Below are 14,250 nucleotides of genomic sequence, written 5' to 3' on the forward strand. Positions count from 1 at the left end.
TACCATCACCTTTCCTCTTCCCCTGCAGGCTGTTTAAGCCAGTCCAGCAGCATTTCGTGAAACTGTTCTTTTGTTGTCAGTGCTGCAACAAGCCAGTCATCCGAGGCCGTTGAGCTCATTCGGAATAACCAGTTGGAGATCGGGCTCGCAGTAAATGCCGCCGATTGTGACCGCCAACCTTCCTGCCCCCATACAAGCAACCTGAGTTCTCCGTCCGATTGCTTGCCTACCAGGCAACGCGCTAATGCCAGTGAACCTTCAGAATCATTTGTTTCCTGTGAAAGCTCATCAGCTAGCGTTTGTACTTCACAGCCTATTAGCCCATTCATGACATCATAAAACTTTTTCTTGGAACACATCAGTGCCGGTCTCTCCACTGGAGAATGACCACTCCACTTCATCCGTTCAATCAGGACATCAATGGCTTCACGCACATTTCCCAGATCACTTAGACGGAACGAATCGGGGACATCCGCAACGCGGGTGACTTCAACGACGCGTTCATCCGTGCAGTGTATATAACTTTCATGCGACTTGCCGTTAATCGTATAGCGGAGCCAGCATGCTCTGTCGGATAATCCGGCAATGGCTACTCTGGAAAAAACGGTTGGTGTCATGATCAGCTCATCGGTATCTTGATCCTGAATCAAGTAGCCTTTGTCCAGCAAAGAAGTTTTGACGCGATCCCATTCCATGGCAATATCTTCTGCCATATAACCGCGGAAAGGATCTTCCACGCCGAGCAGTCGATCTGAACCGAGGATGCCAGCAAGGAAAAATAGTTCCTTAATCTGTAGCGTGACTACCTTTTGCTTAGAATCATGAACCGTCAACATTATGAGCCACCTCCCCTCAAACTACAACATGCCATCGGTCACGAATTTCTGAAATCCAATTATTCATTTTCCAGCTGCTATCACATGGAACTGCACCTTTAACCCTGGAATATTTGCGTTTTATATAATAACCTTGACCCGGTGGCAGTACCTTCAGCCCACCTGTAGTACCCCCGGACTCCGAATAAGGTATACGGAAGAACGAGAGATCATTAGGGTCCAAAGTCCCGAATAACAATCCGCTTTGGGAAGCTTTTACATCACTTACCCAATCCGAACCGAACGTTGGAAAATCCGCAGGAACCCCGGAGAGAATGACATGAATTCCCCGGTCTCTACCTTGACGAACAATGACACCGAGCTGATCTTTTACGTTAAAATCAGTGAGTTGTTTGGATAAAGTGTCGGCATCATCAATAACAAGTACGATATCCGGACCTCCCGTAATCTCACCGCGTTTTAGAACTTCATCGTACAACTCCTGAATGACAGGCGCAAGCTGTTCTTCCTTTGATACATGTCCGCGGACATGGGGCAAACTGCTGATTTCACCCAGTCCACCTGAGCCATACCTCATATCTACCGTGTATATTTGCGCATCCTCAGGCGAGGCGTGATAGGCCAGTGACAACATCCAAGTTTGCAAAAATGTCGTTTTACCGCCTTCCATTGGACTTGCCACCATAAAATGCGGCCCTTCACGCAGATTAAGTTCAAACGGCTCCAGATCGTCCGTAAGCAGGCCTACTGGTACATTCACCGTTGAAGTCTCCCATGCTTTGCCGAAGGAACCCGTGCGAACGAGAAGGTCTTTAAGCTTAATTTCTTCTGGTAGTGGTGCAATTTGTGGTGTTTCTTCCCCCGTCCATTCTTGACGAATCGTAGCAATTGTCCGCCGCAATGCGGATGAGCGTTCACCCTCATCCGCTCCGGAAGATGGTAGCGCAGCCTGAAACATTAATGGAGGTACTTGACCTTTCACTAACCCTCGGCCGGGAGGAAGCTGACTGGGAGCCTTGGAAGGGCGTCCCACAGCATAATAATAATCACTCGGATCAGACAGTTCAAACGAAACTGCATTCTGAATGTTACTTCTGAATTTCTCGAAAATATCGGTGACCCGATTAGCGGTGAGCACAAAGGTAATACCTAAACTTCCGCCTTCTCTCAAAATAGTCTCAAGTGATTCATTCTCATCTGGATAAGCATTGCGAAAAGACATATAACCGTCAATAACCACCAAAATCTGTGGGACTGCGGCATGAGCGGTACGACGATAAGCCGAAATCGTTTTAACCCCAGCCTCCGATATCATATCTTTGCGCTGCGCCGAAATTTTCAGAATGTAACGGAACAAGCGCTTGATACGATCTTCTTCCTCAGCCATCATTACTCCGCCGATCTGTGGTAGCCCGGCAAAGTCTTTCATCATACGGCCCATATCAATAATGTATCCGTTCCAAGGCTCTGTACGCTCCTCAGAAGCAAGAGACATTAATAACGTCTGAACAAAAGTCGTTTTGCCAAGACCAGGCATGCCATACACAACAAGATGACCCTGATCCATGGGCAATGCCAGCGGCAACTGACGCTGATTCGGCAAATCATCCAGCATACCAACCAGCGGTTTAAGCCCACTTGCTCCACCATCCAGCAGAGGTTCTCTTTTCTGCATCTGCTTCCAGTCATGAAGATAGTCCAGTTCCAGCGTCTCTGGCAACGGAGGCAGCCACGGCCCAGGCAAACGCTCTATGCCAGCCTCTGCAGCAGTCTTTGCAACATAATCAATAAATACCTGTAGCTGTTTCGGAACATCCTCTCCCTTAAGAACAGCTCTACGCTCTCCTGTTAACAGCGGCTCACGCTTGCCGTTCAGGCGTACTTCCATCACGGGCAGCACCGTTGTTGAATCCTCTTGCTGATTATAAGGTGCACCACTCCAGGCGAATTGCATTTCTTCAAAAACTTCGTCACTGCCGACTTGAAAATAACCTCGACCAGGCTTGGTAATCCAGGCAGCGTTCGGAATTTTAATCATATCTCTGCTGTCTCCCTCACTCTGTACACGAAGACAGATGCGGAAACGGGAGTTACTCCATATTTTATCATCCACGACGCCGGCAGGCTTTTGCGTTGCCAGAATAAGGTGAACGCCAAGCGTCCGGCCGATGGCTGCAATACTGATCAACTCGTCCATGAACTCTGGCTGGTCACGTTTCAGTTGAGCAAATTCATCAATAATAATAACAAGATGAGGCAAAGGCTGTTCATGTCTGGAACGCAAAATTTTGTAGTACTCATCAATATGTTGCAGGTTTCCAGCATCATTTAAAATTTTCTGTCTTCTGACCAGTTCCGCCCGAAGCGAAACATTAGCACGTTCTATTAAATTGCCATCCAGATTCGTAATGGTACCTACGACATGCGGCAGGTCAACAAAGGTGTTGGACATGCCCCCGCCTTTATAGTCGATCAGCATGAAAGCCAAGTCATGTGGATGGAACTCCGCGGCCAGTGAAGCAACAATGGACTGAATAACTTCACTTTTACCTGAACCGGTTGTACCCGCAATCAAACCATGTGGGCCATGCCCTTGCCGCTCGATTTTGTCATGCAAATTAATAGAGATTTTTTTACCGCCAGCCCTTACACCCATAGGTACAGGCAGCGTATCCGGGTACCTGGTTTGTGCCCAGCGAGACACTACATCCAAATCTTCCACATGTGAAGTGCTAAGCAAGTCAAACAACGGGAGCACTTGCGGAATCTCCGAAGCAGAAGAGCGTTTAAGACGGATCGGTGACATATACCGGGATAATGCCTCTGCGGTCTCCCTCGAGATTACATCCGGTTTATACGTTTGCGAGATGACATCCGCATCTTCCGTCTTTTTAATATAAACTCCTCTGTCTTTGGAAGCCTCCATAATTAACTGACAGTGCATAGGCAGTGATTGTTTACGGTTCGCCAGTACAATTGTGCATACATCAATCTCTTGCGCAGCCTCCAGCAACAATGGAAGTAACGGCTCTTCTTCAATGAGCTGAGTATCGGACAGAATAACAACATAACAAGGGGTTTGCACTGTTTTTTTATAACGGTCTTCCTTATTGTTACGGCGACGGTTCAACACGGAAAACAAGCTGTCCGCCAATTGATGCGCACTGCTGTGCCTGTCGGCCATATAACGCTGCCCCTGATCCTCATCCCAGATGTGGGGCAGCCAGCGGAGCCATTCCCACTCTTTGCTATCTTTTTCTTCATAAAATGCAGCAAGCTTTAATTCATCCGGTGAGTGCCTTACCGTGAGTTGCGAGATAATAACCCGCAGTGAAGCCATCACTTCTTCCCGATCCCCCACCAGCCCCATCACTTTGGATTCGAATAAAGGCAGGGTAATCGTGGCATCAGGCACAGTCTGGAATTCAGCAGCAAGTCCATGGGCTGCCTCAATTAATTCATCCTTTTCATATCCATCGATGCGCGGAACCTGAAGTTTAATGCGAAAAGGAATTTCTCCTGTTCCGATACGAACCTGTAGGAAATCATCATCTTCCGGAGAACGCTCCCAGAGGGAGCTATGCCGGTTCTTCACAACCTGCAAGCACACAGACGGATCACCATGAATCTCATGTAGGCTTTTCACCTGATCAGCCTGTGCTTCCTTCAGCTCTTCACGGTGTTTATCCAGCTGTGCGAGATACATCGCTTTGCGTTCCTCAATCTTTTTGCGATACGATTTTTTATTGCTCAGATATACAAAGAACGGGATGGTATACGATGTAAGCATCATCATAACCGTCATCATCTGGAACATCATGTAACTACTGTTATTCATTTTGTTAGTCATATTGATGTACACGTAGAAACCGATGCTGACCATCGTCATCATCACGGGAACAACGATTGAAATCATGGAAAACGTAGGTTTGTTCGGTTCTGCAGGCGGCCTGAGGATTTCGAGGTTCTCTTCCTTCAAAACCGGTGTCATTCTCGGAGAACGCTGGTATAACACATTCACGAAGAAAAGACCTCCTTTTAGTTGTTCAATTAATGAATGATACGCTTTATAACGTTATTCGTTGCTCTCCTGTTGAAATAACGAGCGTCTTCCGTAGATTGGCGCCTCTTCAGAAGTCGTTGAAAATGCACGTTGCACACGTACACAGCTTCCTTGGCGAAGCCCTGTTTCCATTAACTGCTGGGTGTTCTGAGGACTAAACCACAGTCCCTCCGGAAATTTAGCCTCCAATATATACTGAATCCCATCTCCAGGTGCCTGTCCGAATATTCGTACACCGAGCAGTGTCTTTAGATGTTCAATGGTGCATTCATCCGGAACCTCAATGTCGAACCATTCGCCTTCCTCCCGGCCGGAATACACGGTTAGAATCATGTGAATCCCTCCCAAGGTCTCATATGTAAATTGTCCTAATGTCAGATTAAATCAAAAAAATGCGAGTGAAACGGTATTCCATCCTATTTTCTTATATAAAACCCTTGTTTGCAACGTATTCGCTGTAATTTTGTTACATATGACCCACGTATATATTAAAATATCGTCCATTTGACTCAGAACTTTCGTGTCATTGTTCCATTTAGAAATTGCAACGATGCGAAAATTTCGCACATATTTCCATTTAATAGTAAAATAAAACAATGAATCTGGGACTTTTATTCCTTCGCCCACAATTGAATTGTGAACACTTTTCAAACTTTATCCACCTTTATGTTTTCATAAGCTGATTTTAAGGTAATTTTAAGCATTGGTATTTAATATTACCTGTATGAAATAACTCTCGTGAGGTGATTCCAAGTGAGAACTCTAATAACTTTTCAAGACAAATCAATCCCTGTATATTTTAATCAAGAAAACAAACAACCTGTGCAAAAAACATTAAGATTGCTTAGCAGTGCTCTCGAGCACAAGATCAGTAACGGTAAACGCGCTTTGCAAAAATGTCTGCGCTCTTTGATTAGTATTGAAATTGTTGGCGGCGAAGCTATTCTTCACAGCCGCAGTGAAAATGACTCTCTTGCTCTATCGTTATATTGAAGAAGAGCCCATTTTCCAGCGTTTATGCGTTACCATGAAAAAGGAAGCTTCCCTCCAGGGACAAGCTTCCTTTTTCATGTTCTTTTACACCCAGTTATCATTAGAGGAGAACTACCTTCGCCATAGCTCCCCTTATGTGACTGATCGCTTTACGAATTCTGCATTATTGCAACTTCTCCAGCACATAGGACGCATCATCTTCCGCAATCTCGGCTTTGCGAATACGAATGACAAACAATCTAACCAGATTGGCACGTGTATGTTCTTCCTGACAGGTATTTAATTTCCTCAAAATAAAGCGGYCAATGGACATGAGTTCCAAGCCCCTTTGCCATGATATTTACGGAGAATTTCATTCCGTGTATCCATAAATAACCAGAAGAAGACATGCCCAAACAGCTTTTTCATCCGTTGTAAAATGATGCAAAAACCCGTCCTCACAGTGTTGAGACGAACTTCACGCACCACCTATCGTTTCATTTCGAACTGACTCGGATTAGCAAATGACTACATCTCTCCATTCATGCATATTCGACTTATTTCACGCCCTGATACTCCCGAAATTTGATGTTATAAACTAATCCAGCGTGTACGTCTAAACTTATGAATCGCCCAGTCTCCGCCAAAACGACCGATACCAGATGATTTCTCTCCACCAAACATGAAATGAGCCTCACTATGTTGGTTGGTTCTCTGCGAAAGTCATTACGTACACCTCCGATCTTAAGATTCGAATGTACATATATAAAGAATGTCTCATTCATTAACCTTGCTCGAAGTTAGGCAAACGATTATTGCAACGTAAAACGGAGTGCGTAAGACTAAAGCTTGGATGACATGACCAAGTTGAACTATCGATCAAATGACGTCAGATCAGACCAGCCGTAGGCGATCTCTGCCAGATCTTCGTTCCCGATACGAATCCACTGTGTTTGAACAGGGATACCGCCCATTTTTTCATAAAAACGGCACGCTGGATTTCGCTCCAATGCCCAAATAATCATTGTGCGCATCTGGCATGTCTCAAGGTGAAGAACTACCCGCTTGACAAGTTGTCTGCCAATTCCAGAATTCTGATAAGGCTGCAACAGGTAAATCGCGTACAATTCACCCTCATAGGGTAACTTACCTTCACGTTCCTTACCTCCGCAGGCAAAACCGACAATCTTCCCGTCTTCATCCTCAGCGACGATTAAAATCTGATCTTTTTCGTCAGAACGTATCTGCTGCTCCCATTGGTTTAATCTAGATTCTGTAGTCAAATGATCCAAAATATGATCTGGCACGATTCCCCGATATGTTGTTTTCCAGCTCTCTGTATGTACGGATGCAATCCCTTGTGCATCCCCTTCACATGCCAGTCTAATTCGCATCGGTTTCTACTCCCTTTCTCTCTTAGGACGAATCCCTTTCATATTCGAAGAAGCAAAACCCGGCCTATGGCCGGATCGTAACTCGGGTCCCCACAGATACCTTGGAAGACAAATTCAGCACATCCGAATTGTACATACGTATGCAACCGTGCGATACGGATTTGCCGATCGACCAAGGTTCATTGGTTCCATGAATACCGTAATGCGGTTTGGACAACCCCATCCAAAGCACACCAAAAGGTCCTCCCGGATTCTCTTGTTTGTTGATAATTGTAAACTCTCCGCTAGGAGTATTGGTAAGCATCTTACCTGTAGCTATGGGATACCCCTTCACAACTTGATCTCCATCCAGCAGATATAACATATGGTCGGACAAGTCCACGATAATTCTGTAATTTGGCATTACGACATCCCTCCTGCCCTATCCTATGCAAGACAAACAGGGATGCCCCGCCTTATATCAGTCCTGTTCCCAATCTTTGATCCGCTGGGCATGCTTTGCCTTGCGTGTTTTGATCGGTTTGCTTGAAGCTGTTCGCTTTCTCGAAGCGACTTCTTCCTTGCGCCGCTGATACTGCATCTCTTTTTGCATCTTGAGGAAGTTATTCAGCCTCTTCTCATCCAGTTCACCCTTTTCAATGGCCTCTTTAACTGCACAACCTTCTTCTTTTGTATGACTGCAATCCATAAATCTGCATGCAGTAGCCAGTTCATCAATTTCGCCAAAAGCCTGCGTTAGGCCACCTTCTCCTTCGTCCCAGAGATGAAGTTCACGCATACCTGGCGTATCAATCAAGACAGCTCCCTGCGGCAATATGAACATTTCCCGATGCGTTGTTGTATGTCTTCCACGACTATCGCCCTCACGAACCGATTGCGTTACCTGAACATCTTTACCCATCATCCAATTGACCAGTGTAGACTTCCCGCTTCCAGAGGAGCCTGTGAGTGCCACGGTTAACCCTGGTTTCAAATAGATTTCCAACAGTTCCTTCCCGAGTCCTTCTACCGCCGAAATCGCCAGCACCTCCACTCCGGGTGCAATTCCTTCTACATCACTGATTCGTTGCTGCACATCATCGCACAGATCACTTTTACTAAGAACAATCACTGGTCTTACCCCGCCATTCCAAGCCATTAGAACATATCTTTCAAGTCTTCTAAGGTTAAAATCATGATTAAGCGCGGCAACGATCAGAAGTGTGTCTACGTTGGCAGCAATGAGCTGTTCTTTCGTTATTGGTCCAGCTGCCTGTCTTGACACACGACTCTGACGTGGCAATAAATGATGAATAATCACTTCCTCACCCTGTTCTCCTGCCACAGCTACCCAATCGCCAACAGCAGGTGCAAGCCCTGACTCCAAGCTATCATGACGAAGTTTTCCTGATACTTTACCCCAACATTCTCCGTCCGCTGTAATGAGACGCAGCATGTGTCCGTGATCCGCAATAATTCGCGCAGGCCGTCTGGATTCCAAGCCCAACTGTTCCTCAGACCATCGTTTCTCCCATGCAGCAGACCAGCCATAATTTTCAATTCCCTTATTTTCCATACGTTGATTTAAAATAAAAATTCCTCCCACATTGTTTACATTTTGAGTTTAGGTGTTTTTAAATTCAATTTTTTTCGCTTTGTTCTGCAGTGTTTTGTTTTTTTGTTTTTACTTTTATTGTTTCGTGCTTGAATTACGACTTCATTCTTCATCTCCGATTCAGATCTAAACAAAAAAAAGCCACGGGGTTGTCATACCCGCGGCAATTCATAGTTATCCGAATAAAAGAAAACTTTCACAGCATATTGAATAACGGTTTTCCTAATCCACTCGTTATCCCAGCCCTGAAACTCCCCTTATCATCACACAAAAAAGCCACGGGAAYGTCTCCCGTGACTTTGTCTGAAGGTCTATTGATCGTTCGCCAACAATTGGATGTTTCTATCCATCTATAGCAAAATCAATCTACCTTGATCCGTTCCGGAGACGCTGTTCCTATTCAACTCCACGTATACTGCCGTTAGATTTGTCATGAACATCGCCTCCCTTATAGAATATGCCATCATGTTACACAGTCTGCTGTGCGTTTGTCAAGCCCATTCTTTTTTTACTTCCGTACTCTTCTTTATTTCACCTGATCCCATCTTGTCCACATTTCTCGAGGATTCAGCTCATATACTCCGTCTTCGCGATACATGAACTGATGCATGATAAACTCCCGGCGAAGGGTTGCAAAGTCCTCGTGATAGTTCTGAATAAACATATTTATTTCTTTCTCGCTGTACTTGCGTCCGAACTCTAATTGCTCCGCCAAATATTCAAGCACCACCAGCTTTTTCTTGTACTGTGCAGGAATTTGACGAAGCCGGCCATCCTTGGAGAAAAAGTTTCTCATGATTGACGCTTTAAGGGTCTCATTAACATCTGTCATTTCGGATTGCTCCTTTCTTTTGAATATAAAATCAACCGAAGCTTGGGCGTGTTCACGAATAAAAGAAGGGTTCAACGTAAAATAAACCGTATTTTTATCCCGTCGTTCTTGAATGAGCGCGGCTTCTCTCAGTTTGGCAGCATGATGAGTCACCGTCGGCTGAGATAAATTAAGACGCTCCGCCAGCGCTTGTCCATGCAGTTCTCCTTCAGATAACAGCAATAGCATCCGAAGCCTTGTTGGATCTGCCAGAGCTTTGTGATAGGACACAATTTTCTCCAACTGCATCGTTTTACACCTCTCATTTAATTAGATGATCATCTAATTCGATATTAATCTATATGTATTCGAGAGTCAATTCAAATTCATTTTTGATTTTCATCCCATTGCGTTGTATGTCAAAACTGGCATTGAAGTGTTATTTACGGTAGGATTATATTGCTTGTAATGAAGGAGGATTAAGAACATGGAAGATGTCATTATTATTGGCGGAGGCCCATGCGGTCTGTCCGCAGCAATTGAATGTGAGCGGGTAGGATTGTCCGTAGTCATTATTGAGAAACACAATATTGTACAATCCATCTATCTTTACCCAACGCATATGCAATTTTTCAGTACAGCGGAGTTGCTTGAAATCGGGAACGTACCATTTAGTAGCCCCAATGACAAGCCGTTTCGATACGAAGCACTTGCCTATTATCGCAAAGTAGCCGAACATTTCGGCCTGCGTGTTCATAATTATGAGGAAGCCCGTGAGATCCAGCGTAAGGAAGACGGCACTTTCGAGGTACATACGGTTAATCGGCGCGGAGAAGCCACCGTACATCAGGGTCGTCATGTCATCGTGGCTACCGGCTATTTCGATCACCCGAATTACCTCGGCATCCCTGGTGAAGACAAGGAAAAAGTGACCCATTACTTCCGTGAGGCTCACCCTTACACTCGCACTCGCGTAGCCATCATTGGCGGAAGCAATTCAGCTGTTGATGCCGCCATGGAACTTGTCCGCGTTGGAGCTCATATTGATATGGTGTACCGGGGCACGGGTCTATCCGACCATATCAAACCTTGGGTTCGTCCTTTGTTCGAAAGTATGGTACAGAAAAATCACATTACACTTCATCTCGGTTCACGTGTGAACGAGATCATGGATGATTCAATCCGAATTGTGCACACAGACGGTTCAGAGAGCGAACTGGAGAACGACTTTGTACTCGCTTTGACCGGATTCAGGCCAGACCGTCAGCTGCTGACCTCCATTGGCGCTGAGATGTCTGAGGACATGGATAAACCGTTATACAATCCACAGACGATGGAAAGTAGCGTACCAGGAATTTACGTGGGCGGTGTTATCGCTTCCGGGCGCAATGCGAATGAAGTGTTTATCGAATCAGGCCGCTGGCATGGACGTTATATTGCCGAACATATTATTAGCAAAACAGAACATACCATTGACAATTCAGAACATATCAACGGCACAAATCGCGCTCAGTCTGAGGAGCAATGAAATCGATGGATATGACCTCCCTCCTGTTGCTTGTGTTCGCGGCACTTGGCATTATTAGCAGCAATACACCAGTAACCGTTGCAATGGTGTTTCTTCTCCTGCTTCGCGTACTAAACGTTAATCAAGCTTTTCCCTGGCTTGAAAAATACGGACTCACCGTAGGCATCATTATTCTGACAATTGGTGTTATGGCCCCCCTTGCCAGTGGTAAGATGAGTCTACAGACCATCGGTGAATCATTCCTGCACTGGAAGTCGCTGCTAGCGATTGGAGTGGGCCTGCTTGTTGCTTATTTGGGTGGACGCGGCGCCTCACTAATGAGCGCACAGCCAACGGTTGTTGCAGGTCTCTTGATCGGGACAGTTCTTGGAGTTGCCTTGTTTAAAGGCGTACCTGTTGGGCCTCTGATTGCAGCAGGCATCTTGTCCTTGCTTTTAGGTAAATCCTGAATCGTACGATACGGTAAATCGTGTTGGCTTTTGCAAACTGGCTGTATTTCCCACCGCTCTGTGCTATACTTCTATTCATGCAAACAGATGCAGATGCATGCATCTTGCAACAGGGATGATCATCTTTCTTAGCTTGTCAGATGAACTCATTCAGCACTTCACGACGTTTATCGTCCTCAGGAGGATTCAGGAACCATGTCACGTCCCTTTGTTACCGAAGCCGTGATGGTGGCCATCTACGGTCAATTACTTGCGCCGCCGGCGCCTGTGGAATATATCGTTCCTTATACCACCATCCTTGAACTATACGAATTTCAGAGCAGTGCTGATCCCATGATGGATAATCCTATAGATGATCAGCATGTCAAAACCAAAATCAATGAATTGATCTCCTACTTCGAGGAGCCGTTGAATAAGAAAAAGATTGAACGTGCCCTGGCGGTACCTTGGGCGAAAAGCCCTGCTATTCTGTTTGGCGATCATGCCTGCATTACAATTGTTAACGCGATGGATACCGCACAGTATGGAGAGTACTTTGACCCGATTGAGACAGAGCTTATTCTCACTTCTCAGCGTTTGGGTATTCCAATCCTGACCGATCAGGTGGAATTGATTGCCCGAATCATTGAATCGGAATCTCCTGTGCAGGTGTTTGACATTGATGATTTCGATTTTGCGATGGATGACGAGCCACTGGATCAGGTGTAATTCAATGCAAAACATATACTCAAATATATGCAAAAGACCTCAACTTCCACTGAGTAGTGGCAGTCGAGGTCTTTTTTTGAAGTCACACACTTTAGTTCCTGACTTTAAGTTCACACTGTACACATTACAGATTCATAATGCTCATACTGAAGTTTGTCCTGTTACTTCAAACATTCGTACTGTTGAACGTATTACTTCAAGCCAGACTGTTCCAGTAGCGTTTGGCTGGTACTGTTCAGTGGAGGCAGTGCATTTGGATCAAAAAAATTCAATCCCGCATCGCTGTTTACACGCGCTTCCACAAGATCATCCTGTATAATTCGGGCTTTGAAGAGGGCAATAACATAGTATTCCTCATCTCCGTTCGCATGTACTTGCCGTAATTCCGGGCCGGAGTATAGCGCTTCAAAGCTCATCAACTCTGTTGTCCATCCGGTCTCTTCCCAGAGTTCACGATGCGCAGCCTCTTCAATGGTCTCACCAGGGCGCATATCTCCAACAGGCATTCGCCAATGTCCCTGTTCGGCATGCTGGATGAGCAGTAGCTTACCTTGTTCGTTTGCGGCCATCACGGCCGCTTTTACCACAATATTAGCACGTTTAGCAATGTACTGGCCTATATCCCGCGCCGGCAGATCCACTCCTCATCCCTCCTTTGTCCCGATTAAACTCACCCTGCGAGCCTTAATCAAGTCAGACTAGCACGATTTTACCCGCTAACGATCACCAGAGAGCTTATTCGGCTAATTTGAAGACGTTTCAATTTCTAACGATCTCCAGGAACCTTATTTACTCTCAAACCCCAGAAATACACATCAAATCTTCACTTTATCAGAAAATAATGCTGCACAGATCGTTAGAATGCTGAACAGTAAAAAAACGTGCAAATAGCGCTTCCTGTGTATCGTTAAAATGTAACAGCAGTCTATATACTGATGGGGCCACCGCATGTTGATCTGTGTATTATTGGGATTGTTGATCTGTTTTTTTATTGACTTGATAACTTGAGTCTTGATTTGCTTTTCAAGTCGCTTTTGGTCTGTTTGTTCAATGTACGAGGGTACTGAGTACTTGACTAGTGTTTACTACACTTCGGTGTAACGATATTCAATATCCCGGCCTTCATCAACGACATCCACATGCAGCTGATGCCCTTTCAGATACCAGTAATCGTGATCTTCCATAAAAAACTGGATGCCGGAAACCTCCGTTTGGTCTGCAGGATGTCTCGGTTTTTCAACGGCGATTCCCAATGAAAAACCTGGATGAAGACCTCCGCCAGAGCTGTAACGGGCAAAAAAGCGGATGCTGTCTCCCTCATTTAGGTTCAGTTCTTCTTTGTACCAGCGGGCAGCTTGGTCCGATACATATATGGTACTCATATGATGTCAGCTCCTTTTATATATATATGTTACATCATATCGCTAGAGCGGCTTGAACACAAACCCTGCAAATCATACACAGGCATAAGATCTTGTGAAAAATGTTTGACAGATTGTAAAAACGGGTGGTAAGATGCAAACATACGAGGTCTACATTGCATTTATTTCCATTAACAAGAAAGGGTGATTACGGTGTTTAACACACATAAGTTGGTTCACATTCACACACAATTAAATACCGGAGTATCCCCGAAATCACTTTTCCGTTCATAAGACAGCACTTCAGGTGTCTCTTTTTTATCAGACCCCTGTCAAGCTCGCTCACAATACCTTATGTACGTCGGCGGCTCTGCTCTTGGAGTCATGCTGCCGTATGAAGATATAAGACATACCGCCTGCGTGCGGTGTGTCTTTTTTTGTGGGCTTTTTATTGGATTGAACTGCGCTTGAATGAGCCTTAACAAGCTTTAGCTGTCATTTTGAACGAAACTTTGTACTTCTTGGACATCGAAA

Annotated in this window: 15 protein-coding genes; 4 read left to right on the plus strand and 11 right to left on the minus strand. The window is 45.2% G+C overall.

The genetic code is table 11. From position 1 onward, the window contains the following. Positions 1–5: 5 nt before the first annotated feature. Genes AB4Z30_RS27590 through AB4Z30_RS27600 form a run of 3 tightly spaced genes read right to left on the minus strand, consistent with a single transcriptional unit; the run spans position 6 to position 5,232 of the window. Entirely contained in the window at positions 6–836 is an 831-nt protein-coding gene (locus AB4Z30_RS27590) for a hypothetical protein (protein ID WP_441930738.1), read from the minus strand. 16 nt (positions 837–852) lie between these two features. Beyond that, complete coding sequence (essC, locus tag AB4Z30_RS27595; protein WP_441930739.1) at positions 853–4,857, minus strand: type VII secretion protein EssC; 4,005 nt, start codon at positions 4,855–4,857, stop codon at positions 853–855. A 54-nt stretch (positions 4,858–4,911) separates the two neighbouring features. Beyond that, the gene (locus AB4Z30_RS27600; protein WP_441930741.1) at positions 4,912–5,232 is read right to left on the minus strand and encodes a hypothetical protein; all 321 of its coding nucleotides are present in this window, start codon (positions 5,230–5,232) and stop codon (positions 4,912–4,914) included. A 420-nt stretch (positions 5,233–5,652) separates the two neighbouring features. On the opposite strand from AB4Z30_RS27600, the gene AB4Z30_RS27605 reads away from it, so the two are divergent. Beyond that, on the plus strand, positions 5,653–5,892 hold the full coding sequence (locus AB4Z30_RS27605) for a hypothetical protein (protein WP_434751602.1): 240 nt from the start codon (positions 5,653–5,655) through the stop codon (positions 5,890–5,892). A 163-nt stretch (positions 5,893–6,055) separates the two neighbouring features. On the opposite strand, the gene AB4Z30_RS27610 is transcribed toward AB4Z30_RS27605, so the two are convergent. The 6 genes from AB4Z30_RS27610 to AB4Z30_RS27635 form a co-directional block, all read right to left on the minus strand. Next, the gene (locus AB4Z30_RS27610; protein WP_441930743.1) at positions 6,056–6,205 is read right to left on the minus strand and encodes a hypothetical protein; all 150 of its coding nucleotides are present in this window, start codon (positions 6,203–6,205) and stop codon (positions 6,056–6,058) included. Between the two features lie 257 nt (positions 6,206–6,462). Beyond that, positions 6,463–6,555, minus strand: coding sequence for a hypothetical protein (locus AB4Z30_RS27615; protein WP_441930745.1), 93 nt, complete (start codon positions 6,553–6,555; stop codon positions 6,463–6,465). Positions 6,556–6,743: 188 nt separating this feature from the next. Beyond that, a complete protein-coding gene (locus AB4Z30_RS27620; protein ID WP_441930747.1) occupies positions 6,744–7,265 on the minus strand; it encodes a GNAT family N-acetyltransferase in 522 nt (173 codons plus the stop codon). A 64-nt stretch (positions 7,266–7,329) separates the two neighbouring features. Beyond that, positions 7,330–7,668: a L,D-transpeptidase gene (locus AB4Z30_RS27625; RefSeq protein ID WP_441930749.1), complete on the minus strand. Its 339-nt coding sequence runs from the start codon at positions 7,666–7,668 to the stop codon at positions 7,330–7,332. Positions 7,669–7,725: 57 nt separating this feature from the next. Then, positions 7,726–8,820 (minus strand): ribosome small subunit-dependent GTPase A, encoded by a 1,095-nt coding sequence (gene rsgA, locus AB4Z30_RS27630; RefSeq protein WP_441930794.1) that lies wholly within the window; start codon positions 8,818–8,820, stop codon positions 7,726–7,728. 565 nt (positions 8,821–9,385) lie between these two features. Further along, positions 9,386–9,979, minus strand: coding sequence for a metalloregulator ArsR/SmtB family transcription factor (locus AB4Z30_RS27635; protein ID WP_441930751.1), 594 nt, complete (start codon positions 9,977–9,979; stop codon positions 9,386–9,388). Positions 9,980–10,157: 178 nt separating this feature from the next. On the opposite strand from AB4Z30_RS27635, the gene AB4Z30_RS27640 reads away from it, so the two are divergent. The 3 genes from AB4Z30_RS27640 to AB4Z30_RS27650 all read left to right on the plus strand — a co-directional run bounded on the left by AB4Z30_RS27640 (position 10,158) and on the right by AB4Z30_RS27650 (position 12,355). Next, complete coding sequence (locus AB4Z30_RS27640) at positions 10,158–11,198, plus strand: YpdA family putative bacillithiol disulfide reductase (protein ID WP_441930753.1); 1,041 nt, start codon at positions 10,158–10,160, stop codon at positions 11,196–11,198. Between the two features lie 5 nt (positions 11,199–11,203). Next, entirely contained in the window at positions 11,204–11,647 is a 444-nt protein-coding gene (locus AB4Z30_RS27645) for a DUF441 domain-containing protein (protein WP_441930755.1), read from the plus strand. A 195-nt stretch (positions 11,648–11,842) separates the two neighbouring features. Then, positions 11,843–12,355 (plus strand): ADP-heptose synthase, encoded by a 513-nt coding sequence (locus AB4Z30_RS27650; RefSeq protein WP_441930757.1) that lies wholly within the window; start codon positions 11,843–11,845, stop codon positions 12,353–12,355. 191 nt (positions 12,356–12,546) lie between these two features. Here AB4Z30_RS27650 and AB4Z30_RS27655 read toward each other — a convergent pair whose 3' ends face one another. After that, on the minus strand, positions 12,547–12,996 hold the full coding sequence (locus tag AB4Z30_RS27655; RefSeq protein WP_441930759.1) for an NUDIX domain-containing protein: 450 nt from the start codon (positions 12,994–12,996) through the stop codon (positions 12,547–12,549). 444 nt (positions 12,997–13,440) lie between these two features. Beyond that, positions 13,441–13,737 carry a HesB/YadR/YfhF family protein gene (locus AB4Z30_RS27660; protein ID WP_441930761.1) on the minus strand — a complete coding sequence of 99 codons (297 nt, stop codon included), beginning with the start codon at positions 13,735–13,737 and terminating at the stop codon, positions 13,441–13,443. Positions 13,738–14,250: the final 513 nt, after the last annotated feature.

Source organism: Paenibacillus sp. 2TAF8, assembly GCF_052114825.1.
Lineage (GTDB): Bacteria > Bacillota > Bacilli > Paenibacillales > Paenibacillaceae > Paenibacillus.

Excerpts from the sequence above, each read along its gene's own strand:
- AB4Z30_RS27590 (WP_441930738.1), bottom strand. The coding sequence starts at position 836 with ATGTTGACGGTTCATGATTCTAAGCAAAAGGTAGTCACGCTACAGATT.
- AB4Z30_RS27600 (WP_441930741.1), bottom strand. The coding sequence starts at position 5,232 with ATGATTCTAACCGTGTATTCCGGCCGGGAGGAAGGCGAATGGTTCGAC.
- AB4Z30_RS27615 (WP_441930745.1), bottom strand. The coding sequence starts at position 6,555 with ATGTTTGGTGGAGAGAAATCATCTGGTATCGGTCGTTTTGGCGGAGAC.
- AB4Z30_RS27620 (WP_441930747.1), bottom strand. The coding sequence starts at position 7,265 with ATGCGAATTAGACTGGCATGTGAAGGGGATGCACAAGGGATTGCATCC.
- AB4Z30_RS27625 (WP_441930749.1), bottom strand. The coding sequence starts at position 7,668 with ATGCCAAATTACAGAATTATCGTGGACTTGTCCGACCATATGTTATAT.
- rsgA (WP_441930794.1), bottom strand. The coding sequence starts at position 8,820 with ATGGAAAATAAGGGAATTGAAAATTATGGCTGGTCTGCTGCATGGGAG.
- AB4Z30_RS27635 (WP_441930751.1), bottom strand. The coding sequence starts at position 9,979 with ATGCAGTTGGAGAAAATTGTGTCCTATCACAAAGCTCTGGCAGATCCA.
- AB4Z30_RS27640 (WP_441930753.1), top strand. The coding sequence starts at position 10,158 with ATGGAAGATGTCATTATTATTGGCGGAGGCCCATGCGGTCTGTCCGCA.
- AB4Z30_RS27645 (WP_441930755.1), top strand. The coding sequence starts at position 11,204 with ATGGATATGACCTCCCTCCTGTTGCTTGTGTTCGCGGCACTTGGCATT.
- AB4Z30_RS27650 (WP_441930757.1), top strand. The coding sequence starts at position 11,843 with ATGTCACGTCCCTTTGTTACCGAAGCCGTGATGGTGGCCATCTACGGT.
- AB4Z30_RS27660 (WP_441930761.1), bottom strand. The coding sequence starts at position 13,737 with ATGAGTACCATATATGTATCGGACCAAGCTGCCCGCTGGTACAAAGAA.